Source organism: Catenuloplanes sp. NPDC051500 (assembly GCF_044454585.1).
Classification (GTDB): domain Bacteria; phylum Actinomycetota; class Actinomycetes; order Mycobacteriales; family Micromonosporaceae; genus Catenuloplanes.
In genome coordinates, this window is the sequence record NZ_JBITDX010000027.1 from 33,785 (window position 1) to 60,776 (window position 26,992).

The 26,992-nt window shown below is 73.1% G+C and carries 16 protein-coding genes and 1 pseudogene; 11 read left to right on the top strand and 6 right to left on the bottom strand.

Annotated elements, in window-relative coordinates:
* Positions 1-180: 180 nt before the first annotated feature.
* The 4 genes from ACIA8K_RS35805 to mce form a co-directional block, all read right to left on the bottom strand.
* Positions 181-1,263, bottom strand: coding sequence for an AI-2E family transporter (locus tag ACIA8K_RS35805; RefSeq protein ID WP_396067708.1), 1,083 nt, complete (start codon positions 1,261-1,263; stop codon positions 181-183).
* Positions 1,264-1,662: 399 nt separating this feature from the next.
* Complete coding sequence (locus ACIA8K_RS35810) at positions 1,663-3,876, bottom strand: hypothetical protein (RefSeq protein ID WP_396067597.1); 2,214 nt, start codon at positions 3,874-3,876, stop codon at positions 1,663-1,665.
* A gap of 156 nt (positions 3,877-4,032) precedes the next feature.
* Positions 4,033-5,343 (bottom strand): DivIVA domain-containing protein, encoded by a 1,311-nt coding sequence (locus ACIA8K_RS35815; RefSeq protein WP_396067599.1) that lies wholly within the window; start codon positions 5,341-5,343, stop codon positions 4,033-4,035.
* A gap of 434 nt (positions 5,344-5,777) precedes the next feature.
* Positions 5,778-6,239: a methylmalonyl-CoA epimerase gene (gene mce, locus ACIA8K_RS35820; protein ID WP_396067601.1), complete on the bottom strand. Its 462-nt coding sequence runs from the start codon at positions 6,237-6,239 to the stop codon at positions 5,778-5,780.
* A 60-nt stretch (positions 6,240-6,299) separates the two neighbouring features.
* On the opposite strand from mce, the gene ACIA8K_RS35825 reads away from it, so the two are divergent.
* From ACIA8K_RS35825 to ACIA8K_RS35840, 4 genes are all read left to right on the top strand, one after another.
* Complete coding sequence (locus ACIA8K_RS35825; RefSeq protein ID WP_396067603.1) at positions 6,300-7,478, top strand: acetyl-CoA C-acetyltransferase; 1,179 nt, start codon at positions 6,300-6,302, stop codon at positions 7,476-7,478.
* 253 nt (positions 7,479-7,731) lie between these two features.
* Positions 7,732-8,697: a methylmalonyl Co-A mutase-associated GTPase MeaB gene (gene meaB / locus ACIA8K_RS35830; protein ID WP_396067605.1), complete on the top strand. Its 966-nt coding sequence runs from the start codon at positions 7,732-7,734 to the stop codon at positions 8,695-8,697.
* A gap of 34 nt (positions 8,698-8,731) precedes the next feature.
* Positions 8,732-9,568, top strand: coding sequence for a GNAT family N-acetyltransferase (locus tag ACIA8K_RS35835; RefSeq protein WP_396067607.1), 837 nt, complete (start codon positions 8,732-8,734; stop codon positions 9,566-9,568).
* A gap of 10 nt (positions 9,569-9,578) precedes the next feature.
* Entirely contained in the window at positions 9,579-10,172 is a 594-nt protein-coding gene (locus ACIA8K_RS35840) for a TetR/AcrR family transcriptional regulator (RefSeq protein WP_396067609.1), read from the top strand.
* 76 nt (positions 10,173-10,248) lie between these two features.
* On the opposite strand, the gene ACIA8K_RS35845 is transcribed toward ACIA8K_RS35840, so the two are convergent.
* Together ACIA8K_RS35845 and ACIA8K_RS35850 are read right to left on the bottom strand one after the other, a co-directional pair.
* Positions 10,249-11,619, bottom strand: a complete 1,371-nt coding sequence (locus ACIA8K_RS35845) for a GH1 family beta-glucosidase (protein ID WP_396067611.1) — start codon at positions 11,617-11,619, stop codon at positions 10,249-10,251.
* A complete protein-coding gene (locus ACIA8K_RS35850) occupies positions 11,616-13,616 on the bottom strand; it encodes a hypothetical protein (RefSeq protein WP_396067613.1) in 2,001 nt (666 codons plus the stop codon). The genes ACIA8K_RS35845 and ACIA8K_RS35850 overlap by 4 nt, the downstream gene beginning before the upstream one ends.
* Before the next feature lie 91 nt (positions 13,617-13,707).
* Between ACIA8K_RS35850 and ACIA8K_RS35855 the strand changes: the two genes are divergently transcribed.
* The 7 genes and pseudogenes from ACIA8K_RS35855 to ACIA8K_RS35885 all read left to right on the top strand — a co-directional run.
* Entirely contained in the window at positions 13,708-14,361 is a 654-nt protein-coding gene (locus tag ACIA8K_RS35855; RefSeq protein ID WP_396067615.1) for an ATP-binding cassette domain-containing protein, read from the top strand.
* Positions 14,362-14,393: 32 nt separating this feature from the next.
* Entirely contained in the window at positions 14,394-16,067 is a 1,674-nt protein-coding gene (locus ACIA8K_RS35860) for a methylmalonyl-CoA mutase (RefSeq protein ID WP_396067617.1), read from the top strand.
* A gap of 85 nt (positions 16,068-16,152) precedes the next feature.
* Complete coding sequence (locus tag ACIA8K_RS35865; RefSeq protein WP_396067619.1) at positions 16,153-19,086, top strand: hypothetical protein; 2,934 nt, start codon at positions 16,153-16,155, stop codon at positions 19,084-19,086.
* Positions 19,083-22,061 carry a hypothetical protein gene (locus ACIA8K_RS35870; protein ID WP_396067621.1) on the top strand — a complete coding sequence of 993 codons (2,979 nt, stop codon included), beginning with the start codon at positions 19,083-19,085 and terminating at the stop codon, positions 22,059-22,061. Before ACIA8K_RS35865 ends, ACIA8K_RS35870 begins: the two co-directional genes overlap by 4 nt.
* Positions 22,062-22,152: 91 nt before the next feature.
* Positions 22,153-23,031 carry an ABC transporter ATP-binding protein gene (locus ACIA8K_RS35875; protein ID WP_396067623.1) on the top strand — a complete coding sequence of 293 codons (879 nt, stop codon included), beginning with the start codon at positions 22,153-22,155 and terminating at the stop codon, positions 23,029-23,031.
* 52 nt (positions 23,032-23,083) lie between these two features.
* The gene (locus ACIA8K_RS35880; RefSeq protein WP_396067625.1) at positions 23,084-24,001 is read left to right on the top strand and encodes a tetratricopeptide repeat protein; all 918 of its coding nucleotides are present in this window, start codon (positions 23,084-23,086) and stop codon (positions 23,999-24,001) included.
* Between the two features lie 12 nt (positions 24,002-24,013).
* Positions 24,014-24,890, top strand: a pseudogene (locus ACIA8K_RS35885) (arginase family protein); the annotation flags it as partial.
* Between the last annotated feature and the right edge of the window lie 2,102 nt (positions 24,891-26,992).

Consider the following 26,992-nt stretch of genomic DNA (forward strand, 5'->3'; position numbering starts at 1 on the left):
TCCGCTGGCGCTCCGCCCGCTCCGCTGGCGCTCCGCCCGCTCCGCTGGCGCTCCGCCCGCTCCGCTGGCGCTCCGCCCGCTCCGCTGGCGCTCCGCCCGCTCCGCTGGCGCTCCGCTCGTCGCTCGGAGCAGGTTCCGCCGTTGGTCAGCGGGCTCAGCGGCGGAACCGGCTCCGAGCGGCTAGCGGGCGGCCTGGCGGGGGATGACGACCTCGCGGATGATGATCTGCACGGCGGCGACCGCGGGAATCGCGACCAGTGCGCCGATCACGCCGAAGAGCGAGACGCCGAGCAGCGCGGCGACGATCGCGGCCACGTCGCTGACCTCGACCGAGCGGCGCATCACCTTCGGGTAGATCAGGTAGTTCTCGATCTGCTGGTAGAGGATGAAGAAGACGACGCAGGCGATGCCGACCGGCAGCGAGGTGGCGAAGCCGACCAGGCTCACCACGACCGCGCCGAGTGTCGCGCCGATCTGCGGGATCAGGTCAAAGATGGCCACCACGATGGCCAGCGCGAACGGGTAGGGCAGGTCGACCGTGAGCGCGAAGACGAACGTGGCCACGCCGCAGAGCAGCGCGACGCCGAGCGCGCCGACCAGGTACGCGCCGACCTTGGCCAGGATCTCGTCGCCGATCAGCTGGACGCGCTCGCGGCGGGAGGCCGGGACCAGCAGGTAGCCGGCCCGCTTCAGCCGCTCGAAGCCGGCCAGGAAGTAGATGGTCAGGATCAGCACGGTCAGCACGTTGAAGACCGTGCCGAAGACCAGGCGGGCGCCGCCGAACACGCCGCCGAAGACCCGGGACGCGTTCTCCGTGCTGACAAGCGTCTGCGCCTTCTCCACCAGGTCGTACTGCTGGATCAGCTCGCGCAGCGTGCGACTGCGCTGCAATGCCTCCACATAGGAGGGCAGCTGCTCGACGAAGCCGCCGACCTGGGTGACGACCGGCGGGACGAGCGCGGTGATGCCGCCGCCGATCAGGCCGACCACACCGAGCACGACAAGCGTCACGGCCAGACCGCGTGGTACGCGCCAGCGCTGCAACGCGACCACTGCGGGATGCAGGCCGACCGCGAGGAACAGCGCGATGAAGATGAGCACAAGCACGGACGAGGCGTTGCGGATGCCGAGGAACAGCGCATATGCCAGCGCGAGCCCGAGCCCGCCGAGGAACGCGGTCAGGAACGGGTTGCGGCGCAGCGGCCGGCCAGGCTGACCGAACTTCTTCGCACCGAACGCGGCGAGCGCATCGGCCCGGTTCATCACGTGGACCGACGCGGCCGCCCCGGTCTCGACGGCCCCGGCCTGTGCCTTGTCTGCTTCAACGGCCTCGGCTTGCGCCTGGTCTGGCGCGGCTTGCGCCTGGTCTGGCTCGGCCCGCGTCGGCTCTCCGGCCGTGGGGCGCACTGCCTGGTCAGCGTCGAAACGGGCCTCGCCGGCCTCGACCAGCGCCGGCTGCCCGGCCGTGGATTGCGCCTGCCCGGACGCGGATTGCGCCTCCGTGGCCTCGGTCTGAGCCTCGCCGCGGGGCTGCGGGACCTCGGTCTTCTCGCTCACCTGCGCACCTCCAGCGCGCAGCGTATCCGCCGCGATCCCGCCGTGCCAGACGGCGGAGGGGCGGCCGTGACCGGCCGCCCCTCCCGTGTCGAGATCCCGGATCCGTCAGACGGTCTTGAGCTCCTCGGCCGCCTTGCCGTCACGTGCGTCCGGCGCGGTGGCCCGCGCCGGCACGGTCGGCATGACCGCGGTCGGCGTGCCGGTCGCGTTGCTCAGCGACGAGGGCGGGCCGTCCGGCTGCTGCGGCATCGCGCTCTGCGCCTTGCGCGCGGCCTCGAGCGTTTCCGGAGTGATCACCTGGGTGGCGTCCGACTCGTTCTTCCCGGACGCCGGCTTCACCGTGGACATCACCTGGGTGGCGTCGGCCGCGGGGGCCTCGCTCCGGTCGGGCGACGGCTTCGTGACGACAGGCGTCTGGGCCCCCGAGCCGGAATTCGCCTCCCTGGCAGCGGCCGCGGCTGCCGCCATGTCCACCGCGGACACGACCTGCGTCTCGTCGGGAGACTTCGCGGCGTCCGGCACCGCCGGGCTGCCGGCCGCGGACTGGCCGTTGCCGGCCGCCGAGCTGCCAGCGCCTGCCTGGCTGCCCGCACCGGCCGTGCTACCCGCATCAGCGGAGCCGCCCGCACCGGCGGAGCCGCCCGCATCAGCGGAGCCGCCCGCACCAGCGGAGCCGCCCGCACCAGCGGAGCTACCCGTAGCGGCGGAGCCGCCAGTAGCCGCCGGGCCAGAAGCAGCCGGGCTGCCAGCCGCGACCGCGCTCTTGGAGCCAGCCGTGCTGTTGGAGCCAGCCGCGCTGTTGGCAGCCGCAGGCCGGCCCGGCGTGGCCGAGTTACCAGCAGCCGAGCTCTCAGAAACGGCCGCACCGTCGGCAGCGGCCGAGCTTGCGGACACAGCCGCACTGTCAGCAGCGGCCGCGCTCTCGGAAACGGCCGCGCTGTCAGCATCGGCCGAGCGTCCGGAACCAACCGCCTCCTTGGAAACGGCAGGAGCCTCGGCAGCAGCCGGCGTCGGCGCGTCCGCCGTGTCGTAGTCCCGGTCCTCCGGGCCCGCGGCCGCCGCGAGCACCGCCGCGGCCGCCAGCTCCGCGACCCGCTTCGCCTCGCGCTGCACCTGACGGCGCACGTCCGACGCGTGCCGCTCGGCCGCCTCGGCGGAACGTTGTGCGTCCGACAGCCGCTTCGTCTCCGTCGCCAGCTGCTTCTGCACCGTGCTCAGCTTCTGGGCGACCTTGTCCGACTCCTGCTGCGAGGTGAGCGACTGCTCGCGCAGCTCGGCCAGCGCGGACTCGGTGGTGGAGATCTCCTCGCGCAGCGCGTTGAGCTGCTTCTGCGTGGCGGTGACCTCCTGCTGGACCGCGGTGAGTCGCTGGTGCGCCTCGGCGGCCTGCTTGTCGGCCGTGCGCCGGGCCTCGTTCAGCTGACGCTCGGCGTCGGCGCGCTGGTCCGCAAGCTGCTTCTCCGCGTCGGCGCGGAGCTGACTCAGCTCCTGCGCGGCTGCGGTCTTGCGCTGGGAGACCTCGTGCTCGGCCGCGGTACGCAGCTCCGCCAGCTCCCGCTCCGCCGCGGCGTTGCGCTGGTTGATCTCCTGCTCGACGCTGCTGCGCCAGTGGCTGAGCTCCTGCTGCACCTGGGTGCGGGAGGACTGCACGTACGCCTCGGTCTCGGCGCGTGTCCGCTGCACGTACTGCTTGGTCTGCTCGGTGAGCTGGCGCGCCTCCTGCTGGGAACGCGCGAGCGCGGCCTGACCCTCGCTGCGGGCCTTGTCGGCCTCGTCGCGTGCGGCCGCGATCTCCGTCTCCGCGGTGGTCCGGCGCTGCGCGTCGACCTTGTCCTCCTCCGCGCGGCGGGAGGCGAGCGCGATCTCGAAGTCGCGGGCGGCCTCGTGCGCGCGGGTGCGGGCGTCGGCGACCATCCGGTCCGCGTCCTCGCGGGCCTCGTTGAGCACCCGGTCGGCCTCGTTGCGCCGGTCCGCGATGTCCTGGGTGGCCTCGGTGCGGATCGCCTCGGCCTGGTCCTCCGCGAGCGCGAGGATCTGCTCCACGCGCGGGCCGAGGTGCCGGTACGACACCCGCTCGGGCGTCGCCGCGCGGCGACGCTGGGTGGCGACCTCGCTCTTCAGCTGCTCGATCTCCCGAGCCATCTGCTGAATCTGGTCGAAAGCTCGTTGGCGCTCGGTAGCGAGCGCGGCGATCTCGTCCTCGGCGCGGGTGACGTACCGATCGACCTGCTTGCGGTCGTATCCCTTGAACTGTGACTCAAAGGTGGGCTCGGGAGCCACGTCGTCGCCGAGATCGAAGATTTGCCCGCCGTGTGACATGGTCTCATCCTCACACACGCTTCGTCCCGTCATGCACGGATACACACCGGCCTGACGGGACGTATGCGTCTCTCAGTCATTTGTCGCTTTTGCGATGGAGCGGTGCGGGTTCTGCCAAACCCGCGGGCCTACCGTATCAACGAGGTGCACCGGGCCTCAGTTGTTGGCCTTGGCCGGCACCTTCTCGTCGGCTCCGTCGCCCTTGTCGTCGGCGGCGTCGGCGTCGGGCTTTGCGGCGGCCGGGACGGCAGCGGCGGTGGGCGCCGGAGCGGCCGCGGCGGGGGCGGCAGCCGGCGTGGGGACGATGCCGGCGAGACCGGAGAGCATCTGGCCCAGCTGGGACGTGACGGCGTCCTTCTGGCGGGTCAGGTCCTCGACCTCGCGGCGAGCGGACTGCGTGGCGTGGTCGGCCTCGGTGCGGGCCTCGGTGACCAGACGGTGCGCCTCGGCGCGCGCCTCGTTTATGGTCTTGTCCGAGAGTGCCTTGGCCTTCTCTACCGTCTCGTTCGCGTTGCGCTCGGACTCGATGCGGCGGGCCTCGGCGCGCTGCTCGATCTCCTTGGCGCGGTCCTCGGCGGCGCGGGCGCGCTCCTCTGCCTCGGCGACCATCTTCTGCGTGGCGGCGACCTGGGCGGCGTGCCGCTGCGACTCCTCGCGCTCCGACTTCTCCCGGCGCTCGGCCAGCTCGAGCGCGAGGGCCTGCAGGTCCTTGTCGCGCTTGTCGCGGGCATCGGTGAGCATCTTCGTCGCCTCGGCGCGCTTCTCCTCAGCCTCGCGGGCCGCCTTCGCCCGGAGCTGGGTGATCTCCCGCTCGGCGGTGGCGCGCAGCGTGGAGACCTCGCGCTCGACAGTGGACTTCAGCTCCGCGACCTCGTGGGCGGTGACGGTGCGCAGCTGCTTGGTCTCACGGTCGGCGTCGGCGCGAAGCGTGTCCGCCTCGCGGCGGGCCTGCACGCGGACCTCGGCGGCCTCGCGCTCCGCGTGCGTGCGGACCTGGCCGGCCTCGCGCTCCGCGGTCGCCTTCATGGCGGCGGCCTCGGCGCGGGCCTTGTCGGTGATCTCCCGGGCCTCGAGGCGGGCGGCGGAGAGGATGCCCTCCGACTCGCGCTTGGCCTCGCTGCGGTGATCGTTCGCCTGCTCCTCGGCGAGGCGCAGGATCTGCTCGACCCGCGTGCCCAGACCGGAGAGCGTCGGGCGGTTGTTCTCTTCGAGCTGCTTGTTGGTGTCGGTCAGTTTCTGCTCGACCGAGCTGAGTCGCTGCTCAGCCTGGCGCAGCCGGCGCTGCGCGTCGTTCATCCGCTGCTCGGCCTCGGCCCGCGCCTGCTCCGATTGGTTCAGGGCGGCGACCAGCCGGCCCAGGTGCGCGTCCACCTGGCCGCGGTCGTAACCGCGGAGAACGACAGTGAAGTCGTGCTCGGATTTCGCGCTCTCGAAGAACGCGAGGGAAGAGTCCTGCTGCTGGGGCATTGGGACATACTGGCAGACGTACCCAGGTGCTTCGCAAGAGCGTGCGGGGCATGTCCCGCACCGCTTTCATGGTCAACTTCGCTGGTCACCGGCCCGGTGAGCCGTTCGGTCCAGTAGGGATCACCCGCTCGGCGAGGTGGGCCGACGGGGCACGTCGATGGCGTCAGATATCGGGCCTAAAGCGGCGCTAACGAGCAATTGCCCCGACTCGTTAAACTTTGTCCTAAAAAGCGGAAAACCGCAGACTGCAGAGCGAGGTGTTGCGCACGCTAGCACACCGTAAGGCAGCAGGTACACGGTGTTGAACCGGGACACTGGTTTATCTATAGGGCCCCGCGGCACCCCGATCCACCCCGAAAATCCCGAAGATCAAGGGCATGCCACGGTACGGCCGGGGCGCACACGCGCCCGGCCGTGTCCCCGCCGCCAGGTGTTCAGCGCGCCGGCTCCACCAACTCGACAAGCACGCCGCCCGCGTCCTTGGGATGCACGAAGTTGATTCGCGAGCCGGCCGTGCCGCGCCTCGGTTCCGGGTAGAGCAGCCGCAGGCCCCGCTCGCGCAGCACCGCGGCGGCGACGTCCACGTCCGCGACCGTGTAGGCGACCTGTTGCACGCCCGGCCCGTTGCGGTCCAGGAACGTCGCGATCGCGGACTCCGGCGTGAGCGGCGCCAGCAGTTGCAGCCGCCCGCCGTCCGGCTCCGGCCCGACCGCGAGCATCGCCTCGCGTACCCCCTGATCGTGGTTGGTCTCCTGGTGCACGCACCGCATGCCGAAGACGCGGGCATAGAACTCGATTGCCGCGTCCAGGTCCGCGACGGCGATGCCGACGTGGTCGATCCGCAGGATGCCGACGTCTCCCTGTGTGACGAATCCGGCATCGGGCTGTGAAGTCATGGGAGATAGTCTGACCTAAATTATCGTTAAGGTCAGCGGCGACCCACAGGGACGGTAGACATGGGCTCGGTAATCGTCGGCGGAGCGCGGACCCCGATGGGCCGCCTGCTCGGCACCCTCAAGGACTTCCCGGCCGTCAAGCTCGGCGGCGTGGCGATCAAGGCGGCGCTTGAGCGCGCTGGAGTCGACCCGGCGCTTGTGCAGTACGTGATCATGGGTCAGGTGCTGCAGGCCGGCACGGGACAGATCCCGGCGCGGCAGGCAGCGGTCGAGGCCGGCATTCCGATGTCCGTGCCCGCGCTCACCATCAACAAGGTCTGCCTCTCCGGCCTGGACGCGATCGCGCTCGCCGACCAGCTGATCCGCGCCGGCGAGTACGACATCGTGGTGGCCGGCGGCATGGAGTCGATGACCAACGCGCCGCACCTGCTGCTCGGTCAGCGGCAGGGCTACAAGTACGGCGACGTGATCATCAAGGACCACATGGCGCTTGACGGGCTCACCGACGCCTGGGACTGCTGCTCGATGGGCGAGTCCACCGAGAAGCACGGCGCCCGGCACGGCATCACGCGCGAGGAGCAGGACGCGTTCGCCGCGGCCAGCCACCAGCGGGCCGCTGCCGCGCAGAAGAACGGCCACTTCGCGGAGGAGATCGCGCCGGTCTCCATCCCGCAGCGCAAGGGCGACCCGATCGTGATCAGCGAGGACGAGGGCATCCGCCCGGACACCACTGCCGAGTCGCTCGCCCGGCTGCGGCCCGCGTTCGCGCCGGACGGCACGATCACCGCCGCCAGCGCCTCCCCGATCTCCGACGGCGCCGCCGCGGTCGTGGTGATGTCCAAGGCCAAGGCCGAGGAGCTGGGGCTCAGCTGGATCGCGGAGATCGGCGCGCACGGGAATGTGGCGGGCCCCGACAACTCGCTGCACTCCCAGCCGTCGAACGCGATCAACGCCGCGCTCGCCAAGGAGGGCCTGACCGCCGCCGACCTCGACCTGGTCGAGATCAACGAGGCGTTCGCGCAGGTCGGCATCCAGTCCACCCGCGAGCTCGGCATCAGCCCGGAGATCGTCAACGTCAACGGCGGCGCGATCGCGCTCGGCCACCCGATCGGCATGTCCGGCGCCCGGCTCGCGCTCACGCTCGCTCTGGAGCTGCGCCGTCGTGGCGGCGGTGTGGGCGCGGCCGCGCTCTGCGGCGGTGGCGGCCAGGGCGACGCCCTGATCATCCGCGTCCCGTGAACTTCCGGCGGGAGCTTCCGTGCTCCGCAGCGCCCGGCCGCCTCCGCATTCCGCGTGTGGTGGCCGGGCGATCGGGCGGCGCGCACCTTTCGCGGGCCGGCGCCGGGCCGGCGCGGAGGCATTGCGCCGGGCCGGTGCGGAGGCGTGGCGCCGGGCTGGCGCGGGGGCGTGGCGCTGGGCTGGTGCGGGGGCGTTGCGCCGGGACCGGCAGCGGTTCCGGCGCGTCAGGCCGTTTCATGGCAGGCTCGGCCGGGTGACCTCCCTGCGCCGCAGCCGCGACATCCCCCTGCTGGTCGGGCACGCCCGCGACGGTGACCCGCGTGCCGTGGCACGCCTGATCACGCTCGTCGAGACCGGTGACGAGTCGCTTCCGGAGATGGCCGTGGCGCTCGCCTCGCACGCGGGGCGGGCCCGGATCGTCGGCATCACCGGCTCGCCGGGCGTCGGCAAGTCCACCACCACGAACGAGCTGGTCCGCGCGCTTCGTAAGCGGGATCAGCGGGTCGGCGTGCTGGCGATCGACCCGTCCAGCCCGTTCAGCGGCGGCGCGATCCTCGGTGACCGGGTCCGGATGCAGGACCATGCCACAGATCCCGGCGTCTACATCAGGTCGATGTCCAACCGCGGCCACCTCGGCGGGCTGTCCGCCGCGACGCCGCAGGCCGTGCGCGTGCTGGAGGGTGCGGGCTGCGACGTGGTGCTTGTCGAGACGGTCGGCGTCGGCCAGGCCGAGGTCGAGGTGGCGTCGCTTGCGGACACCACGATGGTGCTGCTGGCCCCCGGCATGGGCGACGCCATCCAGGCGGTGAAGGCCGGCATCCTGGAGATCGCGGACGTGTTCGTGGTCAACAAGGCCGACCGGGACGGCGCGGACGCCACCTACCGCGACATCCAGGGCATGATCGCACTCGGCGAGCGAGCGGCCGGCAGGTGGCGCCCGCAGGTGGTCCGCGCGGTCGCGTCCCGCGCCGAGGGCATCGAGGAAACGCTCGACGCGCTTGACAGGCATCACGACTGGCTGCGGGCCCACGGCGAGCTCGACCGCCGCCGGGCCGCCCGCGCCGCAGCGGAGGTCGAGGCGATCGCGCTCGGCACGCTCCGCTCCCGCCTTGCGGCCCTGCGTGGCGGCACCGCCCTCACCGACCTGGCCGCCGACGTCGCCGCCGGCCGCCGCGACCCCTACTCCGCCGCCGCGTCGCTGCTTGATCTGCTTGCCTGATCGAACCTTCGGCGTGATCGGCCGTTACTAAGGCATGGATCGTTTCGCCGCGGGGTGGGCCGAGAGGGCCGAGGCCGAGTTCATGTACCGGTACGCATCCGGCGCGCCGGATGCGGATCGGGAGACGCTCGGGATGAGCGCGCACCGGGTCGCCGGCGGCGTGGTGGTGTCGGCGCGCCACGATCCGACGCGGTACTGGAACAAGGCGCTGGGGTTCGGATACGCGGAGCCGGTCACCGGGGACCTCGTCGCCCGGATCCTCGAGGTCTACCGCGGGGAGCGCAACACCGATGCCACGCTGCAGATCGCGCCGGAGGCGCTGCCGCCGGACTGGGACGAGATCGTCCGGAAGTACGGGCTGACGCCCGGTGCCCGGGTCGCCAAGTGGGCCGCGCCTGTCGACAACATCGAGGCCGGCGACGTGTCCGCGCTCCGCGTCGCGCCTGTCGAGCCGGAGCACGCGGTCCGGTGGGCGGAGGCGGTCCTGGACGGCCTGGGCAAGCCGCACGCCGGCTTCGTGGGCATGCTTGTCGCGGCGGCGGCGAGCCCGGCAGCGCACGCGTTCGCGGCATGGAGCGGCGACACGGTTGTCGGCGGCGGTCTGCTGCACGTCCACGGTGACGTCGGGTCGCTCAACCACGGCGCGGTGCTTGCCCCCTACCGCCGTCAGGGTGGGCAGGCCGCGCTGATCGCCGCCCGGGTCGCGGTCGCGCGGGAGCTCGGCTGCCGATGGATCGTGACCGAGACGTTCCAGCCGGACGAGGGCGAGTCGAATTCGTCGCTCAACAACATGCGCCGGGCCGGCCTGACGAAGCTCTACGTCCGCCGCAACTTCCTCTGGCGCGGTGACGACGTGGGAGACGGGCTCTAGGATTCGGGCCGTGCCGAAGCTTGTTGATCACGCGCAGCGCCGGGCCGAGCTGCTTGCGGCGACCTGGCGCGTGGTGCGGGCGCGCGGCGTGGACGGGCTCACCACCAGGGCGATCGCGGACGAGGCCGGGTGCTCGCTGAGCGCGCTTGCGCATTTCCTTGGCGGCCGGGACGACATCCTGGTGGCGGCGCAGACCGCGATGTACGACCGGATCGTGGCCCGCGCGTTCCGGCTGGGCGGTGCTCTGCGCGGGCTGGCGGCGTTGCGGGCGGCGCTGGAGGCCGCGCTGCCGTTCGACGAGGAGCGGGCCGCGGACGCGCACGTGAACGTGGCGTTCGCCGGCGCGGCACTGTCCCATCCTCGGCTGGCCGCGTCGCGGCGGGCCTCGCACCTGGGGATCCGCGCGCACCTGGGGGTGTGCCTGCGGGAGGCGCGCGAGCTGGACGAGATGGCGTCCATCGTGGACGCCGAGGCCGTGATCGACGACTTCATCATCCTGGTGGAGGGCAGCGCGCTGCTCAGTCTGGTCGACGGCTGGGCCGAGGAGGGCCGCGCGGACCGCCTGGCCCGGATCGCCACCTCCTTCGTGGACCGTCTGCGCTGATCCGACACTCAGACGCGGCTGATCGCACTCTCAGTAGAAGACCTGACCCCGGCCTCAGGACCAGCTGATCAGACGCTCACGACGAGGGCTGGGCGGCGATCACCGAACGGAACCAGTGCCAGGAATCCTTGCGGGTACGGGCCAGCGTCTCCCGGTCCACATGGATGAGCCCGAACCGCTCGTCGTACCCGGCCGCCCACTCGAAGTTGTCGAGCGCGGACCACACGTAGTACCCGCGCACGTCCACCCCGGCCGAGATCGCGGAGAGCACCGCCCGCAGGTGCGCGTCCAGGTACGCGATCCGCCGCGCGTCGTGGACCGGCTCCCGGAACGACGCGCCGTTCTCCGTGACGACCACCTGAGGCAGCGCCGGATAGCGCTTACGAAGCGTCGTCAGGATCTCGGTAAGCCCGTCGGGCACCACCGCCCAGCCGAAGTCGGTCCGCTCGACGGCAGGCACCGGCACAGGTGAGAACGGCATCCCCTCCGGAATGTCGACCTCGAGCACGCCGCCGTAGTCCTTGCCCGGCCGTGGCGCCTCGATCCGGGTCGGCTCGTAGTAGTTGACGCCGTAGAAGTCGAGCGGCGCGCTGATCAGCTCCAGGTCGCCGTCGTGCACAGGCAGCAGCCCGGCCAGCGACTCCGGGTACGCGCCACGAAGGATCGGGTCGGAGAACAGCCAGTTGGTAAGCGTCGCGAAGATCTCCGCGGCCTCCCGGTCGGCCGGATCTTCCGACGCGGCCGCGACCGGGAAGTGCTGTGCCGCCACACCGACGGTTGCCGCACCGGCCGCGCGCAGCGCCCGCACGGCCAGACCGTGTGCGAGCAGCTGGTGGTGTGCGGCAGGGAGCGCGCCGAACCCCAGACCGCGACCGGGCGCGTGCGAGGTGAGCGCGTACCCGTAGAGGGTCTGGACGCTCATCTCGTTGAGCGTGATCCAGTCGTGCACCCGGTCGCCGAGCCGGTCGGCAAGGACCGTGGCCAGGTCGGCGAGCGCGTACGAGGTGTCCCGGGACAGCCAGCCGCCCGCGTCCTCAAGCGCCTGCGGCAGGTCCCAGTGGTAGAGCGTCGGAACCGGGCGGACGCCCGCGGCGAGCAGCGAGTCGACAAGCCGGTCGTAGAAGTCCAGGCCGGCCTTGTTGACCTGGCCGGTGCCGGTCGGCAGCACGCGCGGCCAGGAGAACGAGAAGCGGTAGTCGTGAGTGCCTGCCGCGGCGATGTGCGCGACGTCCTCCGCGTACCTGTGGTAGTGGTCGATCGCGACGCGCCCGTCCTCACCGTGCCGGATCGCACCGGGCCGGGCCGCGAACGTGTCCCAGATGCTCGGCCCTTTGCCGTCACTGTCGAAGGCGCCCTCGATCTGGTACGCCGACGTCGCCATCCCGAACCGGAAGCCGGGTGGGAACACCGGAAGGCCCGTCCAGCTCCGGGCCGGCAGCTCACTCATGCGCGCGCCGCCTCCCACATCGCCGTGTACACCTCGGCGCCGTTCATCAGCTGGTTCTTCAGCAGCGCGCCGTCCGGCCCGGCCTGGCGGATCAGGTCGGTGACCCAGTCCGCGTAGAGCCCGTACTGCGCGACGCCGTCCGTGTTCAGGTCGAACGTGCGGGTCCCGAACACCTGCCGGTCGACTGTGGTCCCGTTCGGCGCGGTGAACGGGTACGTCTGCGGTCCGGCCGGCGGGTTCAGCTGCGGCGGCGCCTGCGGCCCGAGCCCGTTGACGTCGCTTCCCACGCCGTACCCGCTGACGGGGTGGCCTTGGGTGTTTGTGCGCCACTCGTCGAGGAACGGGGCCTCGCCGTCGCCCGCGTCGGTTGCCGCGTGTGCGTAGCCGGCGGCGAATCCGCCCAGGTCGAGGATCCGGTGGATGATCGCGGGGTCGGACCAGGAGTGCACGGAGACCACGCCCGGGTAGCCGGCCGCCTCGGCCTGGTCGAGCACTGCGGACGCGGTGCGTACCCCCATGTGGTCGATGTGGATGATCATGCCCCGGTCCATCATCCGCGCGATCAGATAGGCGCCGATCGGGGTCAGGCCGTGGGTGTTGCAGATCGGGCCGCTCGGGTAGACGGGCAGGATCGTGCCGGCCGGCAGGCCCAGCTCGCCGAGCCGGAGCAGGTCCGCGAGCTCGTCGCTGACAAGCGGTTGTTCGTTGTCGGACGGGCCGGTGCAGGACTCGGCCTGCCACCAGTGGCCGGTGGTGAGGAGGTTCCCGATGTTGATCGCCACCCCGGTCGCGCCGGAGTCGAACCGGGTGCCGCCGAACGCGTTGTCGAACTTGTGCACCGGGTAGAGGCCGCTGACGCCCATCGCCGCAAGCTCGTCCAGCCCCGCGTCGACGGCGGCGGTGGTGCAGGAGACGTTGCAGCCGAACAGCTCGGAGCTCTCCACGCCGATCGTGACCGCGAGCTTGCCCTGAGCCGCGATCGCCCTGACCTGCTCCGGCGTGGTCGCGAGCCGGAACCAGCCCCGGCCGGGTCCGCCGCTCTGCGCGTCCACATAGTCCTGCATCGAGCGCAGGTAGGCGGACTGTGCGCGGATCTGCTCCATCTCGTCGCAGGACGTGTCGCGCGTCGGGTAGAGGCCGCAGATCACCCGGTTCGCCACGAGCAGCGTGTTGAGCACCCGCTGCCCGGAGCGCCAGGACCGCTCGATGCCGCGGAAGTAGGACTGCTCGTGCAGCAGGCTGTCGTGCTGCGGCCAGTCGCCGAACGTCGGCCAGCCGTCCTCGCGCGAGTCGATCGGGTCGGTGCCCGCGATGATCGCCTCAAGAAGCGCGCCGATCCCGAGCGTGGCGTGCGACGCGCAGCCCTTGAGCGCGACCTCCGGCCCGCCGGCCGCGAACGCGTCGCCGCAGTGCAGGTCGCCGCCGAACGCATCAGCCGCGGTGACGTGCGCGTGGCCGTCGATCCAGCCGACCAGCCGCCCGTTCGCATCCACGCCGGGCGCGGCAGTGCCGGTGACGCCGGTGGCGATGTCGTTGATCGGCGCGCACCCGGTCGCCGGGGTGGCGGTCCAGCTGATCGCGGTGCCCGCGCCGACCCGCCCGAGGAACGCGCCGAGGCCCTGCCCCGTCCCGGTCGAGGTGAACCGGTGGTGGCCGCCGCCGTCGGTGGTGGCGGTCCAATCGGCACGGTCACCGTAGGTCTGGCCGGGAAGAACGAAACCGAGAACGCTCTGGTACGGGTACGCGCCGGCGGCATCGCGGATCGTGTAGCGGCCGAGCGCGGTGGCGTCGAAGCTGAAGCGCTCCGCCGCGGCCGGGTTCGCGCTGAAGCCGTACCCACCGTTGTTCTTCGTGAGGTGCCCGTCGGCGGCCCGCAACGTCACGCAGGCGTTGTCCAGCCCGTAGTCGGGGGACCAGGTCGCGGCGGCGCGGGCGGGCGCGGGAACCGTGAGGAGGACGAGCGCGGCCAGCGCGGCCCTCGGTGCGAGCCAGGACATGGGGCGCCTCCCTGTAGTAGATCGTTTGATCCACCAAGTGGGCTCAGCATAGGGACGACGGCGGCCTGGCGGAAGGGATAGGGTCCGATCCATGTCACTGCTGCACGTTGACGGGGTCACGCTGGGGTACAACGGAGATCAAGTGCTCCGCGACGTGACAGTGGCCGCGTCCCCTGGCCGGATTCTCGCGGTCACCGGCCCGTCCGGCGCCGGGAAGACCACGCTGTTGCACGCGATGGCCGGGCTGTTGCGCCCGATCGCCGGTGAGGTGCGCATCGGTGACGAGCCGGTGCGCGACCGGGACCACGCGGTGTCCCGGCGGATCGTGCTGGCGCCCCAGGAGAACGGCCTGGCCGCGATCCTCACCGCGGCGGAGAACGTGCAGGTCGCGCTGATGGCGGTCGGCCTCCGCCCGCCTGACGCCCGAGCCTCGACCGCTACCGCGCTGGCCGCGCTGGGCCTCACCGAGCAGGCCGGGCAGCTGGTCGAGGAGCTGTCCGGCGGTCAGCAGCAGCGCACCGCGCTGGCCCGGGCGCTCGCGCTGGCCGGGGACGTGCTTCTCGCGGACGAGGTGACGAGCGAGCTGGACGCGGTGAACCGGCAGCGGGTGCTGGAGCGGCTGCGGGCGGAGGCGGACCGGGGTGCCGCGGTCGTGTTCGCCACGCACGACGCGGAGGCCGCCGCGTTCTGCGACGCGGAGCTTCACCTGAGGGACGGCGTGGCCGAGGTTCTGACAAGGGCTTAGCGATCGTTAAGTTCTGCCCCTAGACTGTCGGCATGGACGCCGAGCAGATCGCCGCCGGCCGTGAGCGCTGGCAGGCCCGGTACGACGCGGCCCGCAAGCGCGACGCGGACTTCACCACCCTCTCCGGCGAGACAGTCGCGCCGCTCTACGGCCCGCCACCCGGCGTCGACCATCCCGGCTTCGCGCGGATCGGCTGGCCGGGCGAGTTCCCCTACACGCGTGGCCTCCACCCGACCGGCTACCGCGGCCGGGCCTGGACCATCCGCCAGTTCTCCGGGTTCGGCAACGCGCGGCAGACCAACGAGCGGTACCGGATGCTGCTCGCGGCCGGTGGCGGCGGCCTCTCCGTCGCATTCGACATGCCCACGCTGATGGGGTACGACTCGGACGACGCCAAGGCGCTCGGCGAGGTCGGGCACTGCGGCGTCGCGATCGACTCCGCCGCGGACATGGACGTGCTCTTCGACGGCATCGACCTGGCCGCGGTCACCACGAGCATGACCATCTCCGGGCCGGCCGTGCCGATCTTCTGCATGTACCTGGTGGCGGCCGAGCGGCAGGGCGCCGACCTGTCGACGCTTGACGGCACGCTGCAGACCGACATCTTCAAGGAGTACATCGCGCAGAAGGAGTGGCTGTTCGCGCCGGAGCCGCACCTGCGCCTGATCGGCGACCTGATGGAGTACTGCGCGGCGGAGATCCCACGCTACAAGCCGCTCTCCGTCTCCGGCTACCACATCCGGGAGGCCGGCTCGACCGCCGCGCAGGAGTTGGCGTACACGCTCGCGGACGGCTTCGGCTACGTCGAGCTGGGCCTGTCCCGCGGCCTCGACATCAACAGGTTCGCGCCGGGCCTGAGCTTCTTCTTCGACGCGCACCTGGACTTCTTCGAGGAGATCGCGAAGTTCCGGGCGGCCCGGCGGATCTGGGCACGCTGGCTGCGCGACGTCTACGGCGCCACCGACGAGCGGGCGCTGTGGCTGCGCTTCCACACCCAGACCGCTGGCGTGTCGCTCACCGCGCAGCAGCCGGTCAACAACGTGGTGCGTACCGCGGTGGAGGCGCTCGCCGCAGTGCTCGGCGGCACGAACTCGCTCCACACGAACGCGCTCGACGAGACGCTCGCACTGCCCACCGAGGAGTCCGCGGAGATCGCGCTGCGTACCCAGCAGGTGCTGATGGAGGAGACCGGCGTCGCGAACGTGGCCGACCCACTCGGCGGCTCCTGGTACGTCGAGGCGCTCACCGACCAGATCGAGGCGGCCGCCGAGGAGATCTTCACCCGGATCCGGAACCTCGGCGCGGACGGCACCATCACGGCCGGCATCCTGCGCGGGATCGAGGACGGCTGGTTCACCTCGGCGATCGCGGACTCGGCGTTCGCGTACCAGGCGGCGCTTGAGAAGGGCGACAAGCGGATCGTCGGCGTGAACACGCACACCGGCACTGTCGCCAAGGAGCTGGAGATCCTGCGCATCTCGCATGAGGTGGAGCTGGAGCAGCGGCGGGTGCTCGCGGAGCGGCGGGCGGACCGGGACGACGCGCTGGTACGGCGCACGCTCGACGAGCTGACCGCCGCCTGCCGGACCGAGACGAACCTGATCCCGGCCATGCTCGGCGCCGCGCGCGCGGAGGCCACGCTCGGTGAGATCTGCGGCGTGCTGCGCGCGGAGTGGGGCATTTATCGGGAACCCGCCCGTTTCTGAGCATTTTCCCCGAGGGCCGGTCCGGCGGCACGGGATCGCCTATCGTCTGTCGCACTGATGGGCGGCGATCAATGGGGGTGGACGCGTGCTGGCACTGCTCGCCGGTCTGATCCGCGGCCACCGTGCCCGGCTGCTCATGTTCGCGCTGCTCAGCGGGCTGGCGATCGCCGCCGCGGCCGCCGTTCCGGCCTGGACCGACGCGGCCCGCGCGGGCACCACCGCCCGGGCGATCGGCGACGCGCCGGACAGGGCGCGGTCCGTGCGGATCTCCAGCCAGGTCTCCGCCGCGCCGAACCGGCTGACGTCCACGTTCCGGGACGCGGCCGGGTTGCTGCCCACGGCCAGGTTCACCCGGCTCGGCACGGCCACCACCGGCATCACCGCGATCAAGTCGGATCTCACAGCCGTGGTGCGGGTCTTCTACATCGAGGACGTCTGCGGGCAGCTGCTGGTCGAGGGCGCGTGCGCGACCGGGCCGGGCGAGGTGACGCTGACGCCCGCGACCGCGGCCACGTTCGGCGTCGGCGTCGGCGACCGGCTCGACGTCCAGGGAGGGAGGACGCCCCCGGTCCCGCTCACCGTCACCGGCCTGCACCGGCCCGCGGACCGGGCCGCCGCCTTCTGGACCTCGCGCACCGCGTCCTACCTGCCGCTCGACGAGGGCGCGCTGATCGGAGACCCCGGCACGTTCCAGCTGGCCGGCGTGGAGACGGTGGAGGCGATCTGGGACTTCCTGCTCCGTACCGACGTGGAGTTCGACCCGGACGCGGTCACGGCGGACCTGGCCGCGATCGACACCACCCCGATCGGCCAGACGATCACCGTCACCAGCCTGCCGGACCTGCTCGTCTCGCTGCACGGCAACGAGGAGTCGCTGATCCGCGGCGCCACTGTCACCACCGCGCAGATCGGCCTGATCTGCGGGTTCGTGCTGCTGCTCGCGGCCGCCCGGCTCGCCGGGGAGCGACGCGACGAGTCCGCGCTCGCGGCGTTGCGCGGCGCCCCGGCCGGGACACGCGCGGTCATCGCGGTCGCGCCGGGCCTGCTCGCGATGCCGGTCGCGGCGCCGCTCGGCTTCCTCACCGGCTACGGCGGCGCCGCGCTCGCCGCGCGCGCCGAATTCGGCACGGTGCCGTCACCGGGACCGTCCCTTGTGTGGTCCGGAATCGCCGCGCTCGGCTGCGTCGCGCTGATCGTCGGCGCGGCGGTGGCGTACCGGCCGCGCGGCCCGGTGCTGGAAGGGCTGCGGCGCACACCGTCACGGCTGCGCATCCGGCCGCTCGACGCGATCACGCTTATCGTTGTCGCGCTCGCGGTCGCGGCCCGTTACGAGATCGGCAGCGTGGGTGCGGCCCGGGCCGAGGGCGTGGCGCTGCTCGGCCCCGCGCTGTTCGCGCTGGCGGGCAGCCTGATCCTGGTGCGGCTGATCCCACCGCTGGCCGGGCGGATCGCCGCGAACCGGTTGCGTGCCGGCCACCTCGGCTCCGGGCTCGCGGCGCTGCAGATCGCCAGGCGACCCGGCGGGCACCTGGTGCTCGCACTCTTCGCAATCACGATTGCGCTGCTGGTCCAGGCCGTCACCGCGACGGACCTCGCGGCCCGCGCGTCAGTCGACCGCGCCCGGTGGGAGATCGGCGCGGACCGGGTGCTCCAGGTCGGCGCGGCCACGCCCGAGGCGCTGCGGACCGCTGTGCACACGGCCGACCGGGACGGGCGGTGGGCGATGCCCGCGCTGCGCACCCGGCACATCGGCGCGCCGTTGCTCGCCGTCGAGCCGGACCGGCTCGTCACTGTCGTCGCCCGGCCCCATGGCCTCGACCTGGACCGGTTGCGCGGGCTGACCGGCGCGCTGCACGCCGACGGCAACGCGCCGGTGCTGTTCGACGGCACGGAGCTGGTGCTTGACGTGGAGGTGATCGAGTCGACAATCGGCGTCATCACGGCGTACCTGGTGGATCCGGCCGGCGCCCGGATCGCGGTGGCGCTGCCCATCCCGCAGACGCCGGGCCGGGTCCTCACCCGGGTACCGGTCTCCGGCTGCGGCGGCGGCTGCCGGCTCAGCCACCTCGGCTTCTACCGGGTGCCGAACGGGTTGCGCCTGTACGAACTCCGCCAGGAAGGTCCGGCCCGGACCCTGCTGACCGCCGCCGAGATGGGCGCGCCCGGCCGGTGGCGGCCCGGCTTCGTCCTCCCGCCCGAGCAGGTCACCCTGGAGCAGGACGGCGACTGGCTGGCCGCCACGTTCCGCAAGGTCGCCGGCCGGACCGAGTCGACGGAGACGCGACTACGGCTGGCCGACGCGCCGGTGCCGGTGCCGGTACTTGCGGCCGCGCCCGCGCTGACCGTCCAGAGCGACCAGGTCCGCACGCTCACCACGTTCGACACCGGCTCCCGGCCGGTGACCGTGGCCGGCGGGCTCTCCGCGCTGCCCGGCATCGGCACGGACGGCTTCATGATCGATTATGAGTACGCGGTCCGGCTGCTGGAGAGCCCGCCGCTGAACACGGCCTACGAGGTGTGGCTCGCCCCGGACGCGCCCGCGGGCCTGGTGGACACGCTTCGCGACGCCGGGCTGACGATCGAGGGCGAGCTCAGCGTCGCGGAGCGGGCCGGCCTGCTCCGGGCGCAGGGACCCGGCCAGGCCACCCGCCTCTACCTCGCCGCGGCCCTGTTCGCGCTGGTCCTGGCGCTGGCCGGCGCGCTGCTCACGGTCACTGTGGAGCGCCCCCGCCGGGCCGCCGACCTGGCCGCCCTGCGCGCGCAGGGCCTGCCCGGCCCGGTCGCCGCCGCGGCCTCCCGCTGGGACCGGGTGGTGCTGGTCCTGGCCGGCGTCGCGGCCGGCGCGCTGCTCGGCGCGCTCAGCCGGGCGGTGCACCTCGGACTGCTGCCCGTCTTTGCGGACCGGGCGAAGGCGACAGTTCCCGTGCAGGGCCTGTGGGCCGCGCTGGCAGTGCTTGCCGCCACGGTGCTCCTGCTGCTCGCGGCGGTAGTCGACGGACGACGGGAGGACCGGTCGTGACCGCGCTCGTGTGGGCCGCGCTGCGCGCCCGATGGCGGGCCGCGCTTGTGGTGGCGCTGCTTGCCGCCGCCGCTGCGACGGCCGCCGCCGCGTCGCCGCTGTACCGGGCTGCCGCGGTGGAGTCGGCGACGTACACAGAGGTCCGGGCCGCGCCGCCGGAGGAGCGGCGGATCACCGCCGAACGGCACCTGGACCCGGCCAGGCCCGACCGTGAAGACCCCATGCTCCTGTACCCGCCCGAGCTGGCGAAGGAGCTGCCGGCCGCGGACGGCTTCGACACGATCGGCGGGCTGTGGCTCAACGGCCGGATCCTGACGCCAGGCGAGCCGCTGCCGGACGCCTCCACACCTGAGGGCGCGATCAAGGGCGTCCGCGGCTCGGTCGTGTACCGCGACGGCGTCTGCGGTCAGGTCACCATCTCGGCCGGCCGCTGCGCCACCGGGCTCAACGAGGTGATGGTCAGCGCGCGCGTCGCGGACCTGGTCGGGCTGGACACGGCGCAGGTCGTCACGTTCTTCACCGGCAAAGGGCTGCGGATCTCCCGGTACACAGTGGTCGGCATCTACACGCCGCGGGACACCACGGCGGACTACTGGACCGGGCGCACCTACTTCGCCGGGTTCGGCGCGCGCGACCCGATCGCGGACCCGCTGCTCGCCACGCGGGAGACCGTCGCCCGCACGCCCGGCACGGACTACCTGGAGTCGGCCGACCTGATGGCACTGCCGGGCGCGTTCCCGGAGCGGGCCCGCGCCGCCGCGGCCGCCACGCGTGACTACTCCCGGGCGAAGGAGCAGTGGTCCACCCGGACCGGGATCACCGCGCTTGACGAGCGCATCCTCCGCAGTCATCGGCAGCTCACCGATCAGCTCGCGCTGGCCGGGCTGCCGCTGGTGCTGCTCGCCTGGTTCGTCCTGTACTTCGCGATCACGTTCGGCGCCGGGCTGCGCCGTGCCGAGGCGGGCCTGCACGCGCTGCGCGGTACCCCGCCCGGCGTGCGGTGGGCGCTTGCCTCCGCGGAAGCGGCGCTGCCGGTACTGGCCGGCGCGCCGATCGGCTACCTCGCCGCCTGGCTGATCATCGCGGTCACGGCCGCCAACACGCTGCCCGGCGCGCCGGCGGTGACGCCCACCGCGGACTCGCTCGGCTACGCGGCCGCAGCTGTCGGCGGCGCGCTGCTCATCGGCCTGATCGCGCAGTGGCGTACGGTCTCCGCGCCGGTCGCGGTGCTGCTCCGGTCCACACCGCCCCGGCACCGCCCGATCGCGCTCGGCACCGGCGAGGCCGTGGTGGGCGCGCTCGCCGCGGCCGCCGCCTACCAGGTCGGCACCGGCGACGGGCCGGGCGGCGGGCTTGAGCTGCTGGTCCCGCTGCTGATCGCGCTCACCGCCGGGCTGCTCGGCGCGCGACTCGCCGGACTGCTCGCCGGGTGGCTGGCGAGCCGGTCGCTGCGCCGCGGCCGTCTCGTGCGCGGGCTGGCCGCGGCCGAGTTCGCCCGGCACCCGGTGCAGCTGCGCGTGGTGGCGCTCACAGTCATCGTGTTCTCCCTGGTCGGGTTCGCCGCGACCGCGTCCGTGGTGGCGTCCGAGGCGCGCGCGGACCGGGCGCTCGTCGACGTCGGCGCGCAGCGCGTGCTCTCCGTCGAGCCGGTCGGCGAGCGGGACCTATTGCGGGCCACCCGCGCCGCCGACCCGGAGGGCCGGTACGCGATGGCGACCGCCCTGCTCACCCGCGCCGAGCTGTCCGGACTCGCGGTGGACAGCACCCGGCTGGCCGCGGTCGCCGCCTGGAACCCCGGCTTCGGCCTGGACGCGGCCACCGTCGCCGCGCTGATCCGGCCGGTCCCGGCCACGCCGGTGCAGATCAACGGCACCACCGTGACGGTACGGGCGACCGCTGTCGCGCCACCGGACGGGACCAGGATGTGGCTGACGCTGCTGCCGGAGACCGGGCCGGTGTCCCGGGCGGTGCTCGGCGACCTCACCGACGGCGCCCACGACTACACAGCGGACGTGCCGGCCTGTGCCGCCGGTTGCACGATCGGTTCGATCGAGATGGAGACGACTGTCAGTACGCGATACACGATCGACATCACGATCTCCGCGATCCTGGACGCGTCCGGGCCGGTTGAGACCGGGCTGACCACCCGGGACCGATGGCGCCCGGCCCAGGGCTCGCTGCTCGGCACGCCCGCACTGCGCGCTACCGACGGCGGCACCCGGCTGACCTACGACGACCGCGCCCGGCCCGACCTGCGGCTGATCCCGGTCTCCACGGCGATCCCGCTGCCGGTCGTGTCCAACGGCGAGCCCAAGGCGCTGCCGGCCGCCACCGGGCAGACGCCTGTCGCCCGGGTCGGCGCGATCCCGGTCGGGCCCGGCGGGAACAGCACGCTCGCCGACCTGGAGTACGTGGACCTCGCCGCCTACGACGCCGCGGTGGCTGTCGACCCGCAGGTCTGGCTGAGCGCGGACGCGCCCGACTCGGTGATCGCCGCGCTCACCGCGAACGGGCTCACGATCCTCGGCGAGACCTCCATCGAGCGGCGCCGGGCCGTGCTGGCCGGGCAGGGTCCCGCGCTTGCACTGCGGTTCCACCTGCTCACCGCGGCCGGGGCGGTGCTGCTCGGCGTGGGCGCGCTGTTCGTACTCGGCGCGGACCGGCCCCGGCGCGTGCGGCAGTTGCGTGCGCTGCGGGTGCAGGGGCTGCGCGCCGGTCCCGCCTGGCGCAGCCAGCTGATCGCGCAACTGGCGGTGATCGTCGCCGGGGCCGTGCTCGGGCTGAGCGCGGGCGCACTGGCCTGGTGGATGACGCGCGGCGCGATCACCTACTACGTGGACGGCTGGGCGCTGATGCCGCCACCGGCGTGGCCCGGGCCGCCGGCCGCGCTCGGCCCGGTCGCCGCGCTGCTGTTGTTGTCGCTGGTGGCGACCGCTTCGGCGGTGTCCCTGCGGCGCGCTGTGGAGGAACGATGATCAGCCTGCACCGGTACGGGCACCGCATGGGCGTTCTGCGCGCCGGCGGCGTACCCGCTGACTGTGATTTTGATCTTGATGGGGTGGTGGCGTGAACGGCATCGCTGTGGTGTGCCGGCGGGTGGTGCACATCTACCGGGTCGAGGGGAACGATGTGGTCGCGCTCTCCGGCGTCGACCTGGACATCCCGCCCGGCAGCACTGTGGCGCTGGTCGGGCCGTCCGGCTCCGGCAAGTCCACGTTGATCGCGCTGCTCGGCGGCCTGATGCGGCCGTCCGCCGGGCGGGTGCAGGTCGGGCTGGTCGACCTCGGCAAGGCGGCCGACACCGAACTGGCCCGCATGCGCGGCACCGACATCGGCGTGGTGCTGCAGGGCGCCGCCCGCAACCTGCTCCCGCACGCCACGCTCGCCGCGAACATGTGGCTCGCCCAGCGCCGCGCCGCAAAGGTCCGCCCGGCCGACACCGAACCGGCCGAGCGGATTCTCGGCCTGGTGGGGCTGGGCGGGTTCGGCGAGGCCCGGGTCGGTGAACTGCCGCCCGGCGCCCAGCAGCGCGCCGCGCTCGCGATCGGCATGGCCGCCTCCCCGGGACTGCTCCTGGTCGACGAGCCCACCTCCCGCCTGGACCGGTCCGCCCGGGACGAGGTGCTTGACGCGCTGGAGACAGTCAACCGCGAGCGCGGCACCACGATCGTCGTGGTCACGCACGATCCCGAGGTCGGCGCGCGGCTCGGCCGGGCGATCACCATCCGGGACGGGCGGGTCGGCGCGGAGGGACGCGACGGCCAGGAGTTCGCAGTGGTCGCCGGCGACGGCACGGTGCAGCTGCCGCCCGCGATGCTCGAGAACTATCCGCCCGGCACGCTGCTCGCGGTCGAGAACGTGGACGGGCAGGTGGTGATGGTCTCGGCGACCGGGGCGACCAGCTCGGCGGCCACGCACGCGCCTGTCGGGGACGGCACACCGTGAAGGGCGTGCGGTCCGGGCAACCGCGCACCTTCGCGTGCGAGACTAGACAACCATGAGCGACCCACGGATCACCTCGTCGATCTTCACCCGCGGCGCGGTCGACCTCGGCGCGCTGCGGGGCACCCCGCAGCCGTCCGCCGCGCCTGCGCCCGCCGCGCGTCCCGCTGCTCCCGCGGCCCCCGTCACCTCGCCGTCCGGCGCCGTCACAGTCATCGACGTGACCGACGCGGACTTCCGCACCGACGTGCTCGAGCGGTCCATGACCACGCCGGTCATCCTCGACTTCTGGGCCGAGTGGTGCCAGCCCTGCAAGCAGCTCTCCCCGGTGCTGGAGCGGCTCGCCGAGGAGGGTGGCGGCTCCTGGATCCTGGGCAAGGTCGACGTGGACGCCAACCCCGGGCTGGCCCAGGCGTTCCAGATCCAGAGCATCCCGATGGTCGCGGCAGTGGTCGGCGGCCAGCCCGTGCAGGGCTTCGCCGGCGCGCTCCCCGAGGCCCAGGTCCGGCAGTACGTGGACGCGGTCCTCAAGGCCGCCGGCGTCGAGGCGCCGCAGCACGAGGACCCGCGGCTGGCCGGCGCGGACGACGCGCTGATGGACGGCGACCTGGACGCGGCCGAGGCCGCCTACAAGAAGATCCTCAACGAGTCCCCCGCTGACCAGGCCGCCGAGTCCGGGCTCGCCCAGGTCGCGCTCTTCCGCCGGGTGGAGGGCATCGACCCCGGGGCCACGCTCTCGGTTGCGGCCGGAGCCCCCGACGACCTCCCGGCGCAGCTGCTCGCCGCGGACGTCGAGGTGCTCAGCGGCAACGCCACCGAGGCGTACAACCGGCTGATCAAGCTCATCCGGCGGGTGTCCGGCGACGACCGGGAAAAGGTGCGCCGCCACCTCCTCTCGCTCTTCGCTATCGCCGGCCCGGACGACCCGGCCGTCGCAGGTGCCCGCCGCTCCCTCGCGAACGCGCTCTTCTGATCGGACCCCGCCATGCGCCGGATCGCCGTCCTCGACGCACCCTCCAATCTCGGTCTGCGCCCGCCGACCGAGACCTCGGTGCCGGGCGTCGCGAAGGCGCCGGGCGCGTTGCGGGACGCGGGGCTGCTCCGTCGGCTCCGCGCCCGCGACGCCGGCTGCCTCACCCCGCCGCGGTACGACCCGGGTGACTGGCGGCCCGGCGACGGCGTCTGCCACGCGCCGGAGATCGCGTCGTACTCCGTACGTCTCGCCGACCGGATCGGCGCGATCATCGACAACGGCGAGTTCCCGATCGTCCTGGGCGGCGACTGCTCCGTGTCGATCGGCTCCGCGCTCGCCATGCGCCGCCTCGGCGAGTCCGTCGGCGGCCACGTCGGCCTGGTCTTCGTGGACGGCCACTCCGACTTCCGGCACCCCGGCAACGCGTCCTACGTGGGCGCGGCCGCAGGCGAGGGCCTGGCGCTGATCACCGGCCGCGGGCAGTCCGACCTGACCGCGCTTGAGGACCGCAAGCCCTACTACCGGGACATCGACGTGGTGGTCGTCGGCATCCGCGCCACCGACGAGTACCGCCTCGACCTGCAGGCCGCGGGCATCGTCACCCGCCCGGTCCCGGCACTCCGCGCGGAGGGCGCGCCGCGGTCCGCACAGTGGGCACTGGACCAGATCTCGGACTGCGCCGGCTTCTGGGTGCACATCGACGTGGACGTGCTCGACCCGGCCGTGATGCCGGCCGTCGACGCGCCGGAGCCCGGCGGCATCGCGTTCACCGAGCTGGAGGCACTGCTCGAACACCTGGTGGGTACGCCGCACTGCCTGGGCATGGAGATCACCGTCTTCGACCCGGACTACGACCAGGACGGGACGTACGCGGCGGAGATAGTGGCCATGGTGGGCGAGGGCATCGAGGCGGCCGCACGGCTGCTGGCGACGCCCCGGGCCAACGCGTCGGTCGCGGAGGACGATCTGGCGGCGGAGTCCGCCGTGGAGCCCGAGGCACCGGTCGTGGCGCCGATGGGGACGTACGAGACGTTGGTGGCGCGGGCGGCGGGCGCCCGGGTGGTGGCGCTTGACGCCGCGCGCAGAACTGGTGCGGGTTCCGGTGCTGCCGGCGGGGTGGGGTCTGTCGCGTCAGTGGGCGGCGGGCCTGCGGGCGGCGAGTCTGACCCGGTCGTGGGTCGTGGACTTGCGCGGCCCGCCGGAGGTGATTCCGTCCCGGCTGTTGATCATGGCTTTGCGCTGCCCGCGGAGGACGATTCCGCTCTCGGCACGGAGCGCTCCGCGGTCGGTGAGGCCGTTCCGGCCCTGGCCGGCGAGGTTGTGCACGTCGACGGTGACTCTGTTCCGGCCGTCGATAGTGAGTCTGAGCCGTCCTTGGGTGGTGAGGCGGTGTCGCGGTTGGACGACGGTGCCGGGCCAGCAACGGCTGGGCGGGGAACCGTGACGCCGCTGGGCGGCACTGCCGGATCCGCGCCCGCCGGGCGAGGCGTCGGATATGTGCCGTCGGCGCGGGGCGAGGCGCGGTCGACTCTGTATGACGGCGCTGAATCGGTCGCGCGGGGCGAGACCGGGTCGGCTTTGCGTGATGGCGTGGGATTGGGTGCGCGGGGCGAGACCGGGTCGGCTTTGCGTGATGGCGCTGGATCGGGTGCGCGGGGCGAGACCGGGTCGGCTCTGCGTGATGGCGCCGGATCGGGTGCGCGGGGCGAGACCGGGTCGGCTCTGCGTGACGGTGCTGGGCCGGCCGCGCCGAGCGGGGCCGGATCGGCTCCGCGCGATGATGCGGAGGCGGCTGCCCGGGGCGGCGCGGTCTCCGTGCCGGTCCAAGGCGGCACCGGATCCGCATCGGCGGGCCGCGAGCGGCCGGAGGAGCCGCAGGCGCCGACCGTGTCGAACACGATAAGAGAGGCGCTGGCCCGGCGCGAGACGCAGTCCCGCAGGCAGACGCCGACCTCCATCGCGGAGGCCGCTGCCGCCGCGAAGGCCCGGTTCGCCGCCGCGGCCACCGCCGCCGCGAAGCCCGAGCCGGGCAGCGACGATCCCGACCTGCCGCTGTCGGTGAGCGGCCCGGCGGGCGGCGTGATCCCGTCGCCGCTGACGATCAGCGGTCAGCACGTCGACGCGGCACGCCGGACGCCGACGCGTAGCACCGGCGCACAGGACAAGCCGGCGCCGAACCGCACGGAACCGCCCGCCCGCCGTAGCGGCTGGGACCTCGACGACCTGACCAGCCGTTCCGGGCTGCTGTCACCGCGCCGCCCGGCCGCGGGGGAGTCGCCCGACGCCCCGAGGCCCGGTGGTCTGCGCCGTCGTTCCGCCGCCGACCAGCCGCCCGTCGAGCCCACCACAAGCACAAGCCTGACCAACCCCGACGTGGTACGCCCCGGCGGTCTCCGCCGTCGCCCCCCGAAACAGGCCGGTCCCGAACGTCGGTCATCCTCCGGCGGTGGAGTGACCGGGAGCGATCCGTCGGTCGTTGAGCATGCGGACCTTGAAGACCCCGCTCCGGTCCCACTCGCGCCGTCGAGCCGACCCGCGCCCGAAATGGTCGACGTATCGTATTTGCGAGTCGATGACCGGACGCCGCCCACCACGCCTGCACACGGTGACGATCCGGCGCCCGCCGACGCGCCCACGCCGACTGATGCCCCGGTTCCCGCTGATCACCTCGCGTCCGTCTCCGACGACGGTCCGGTTCGCAGCGACGAGCCGACGCCCGTGAGTGCGCTGGCTTCCGGTGGTGCGCTGGCTTCCGGTGGTGCGCTGGCTTCTGGCGGTGCGCAGGCCTCTGGCGGTGCGCTGGCTTCTGGCGGTGCGCAGGCCTCTGGCGGTGCGCTGGCTTCTGGCGGTGCGCTGGCCTCCCGCGGTGCGCAGGCCTCTGACGGTGCGCAGGCTTCCGACGGTGCGCTGACGTCCGATGATGGGCTGGATTCTGGTGGTGAGTCGGCGTCCGGCGACGACTCGGCGTTCAGCGGTGAACTGGCCCCCAGC

What these genes read in the sequence shown, in the direction of transcription:
- ACIA8K_RS35835 (WP_396067607.1), top strand. Translation starts at nt 8,732, where the DNA reads ATGGATCGTTTCGCCGCGGGGTGGGCCGAGAGGGCCGAGGCCGAGTTC.
- ACIA8K_RS35860 (WP_396067617.1), top strand. Translation starts at nt 14,394, where the DNA reads ATGGACGCCGAGCAGATCGCCGCCGGCCGTGAGCGCTGGCAGGCCCGG.
- ACIA8K_RS35850 (WP_396067613.1), bottom strand. Translation starts at nt 13,616, where the DNA reads ATGTCCTGGCTCGCACCGAGGGCCGCGCTGGCCGCGCTCGTCCTCCTC.
- ACIA8K_RS35815 (WP_396067599.1), bottom strand. Translation starts at nt 5,343, where the DNA reads ATGCCCCAGCAGCAGGACTCTTCCCTCGCGTTCTTCGAGAGCGCGAAA.
- ACIA8K_RS35810 (WP_396067597.1), bottom strand. Translation starts at nt 3,876, where the DNA reads ATGTCACACGGCGGGCAAATCTTCGATCTCGGCGACGACGTGGCTCCC.
- mce (WP_396067601.1), bottom strand. Translation starts at nt 6,239, where the DNA reads ATGACTTCACAGCCCGATGCCGGATTCGTCACACAGGGAGACGTCGGC.
- ACIA8K_RS35805 (WP_396067708.1), bottom strand. Translation starts at nt 1,263, where the DNA reads ATGAACCGGGCCGATGCGCTCGCCGCGTTCGGTGCGAAGAAGTTCGGT.
- ACIA8K_RS35855 (WP_396067615.1), top strand. Translation starts at nt 13,708, where the DNA reads ATGTCACTGCTGCACGTTGACGGGGTCACGCTGGGGTACAACGGAGAT.
- ACIA8K_RS35880 (WP_396067625.1), top strand. Translation starts at nt 23,084, where the DNA reads ATGAGCGACCCACGGATCACCTCGTCGATCTTCACCCGCGGCGCGGTC.
- ACIA8K_RS35825 (WP_396067603.1), top strand. Translation starts at nt 6,300, where the DNA reads ATGGGCTCGGTAATCGTCGGCGGAGCGCGGACCCCGATGGGCCGCCTG.
- ACIA8K_RS35845 (WP_396067611.1), bottom strand. Translation starts at nt 11,619, where the DNA reads ATGAGTGAGCTGCCGGCCCGGAGCTGGACGGGCCTTCCGGTGTTCCCA.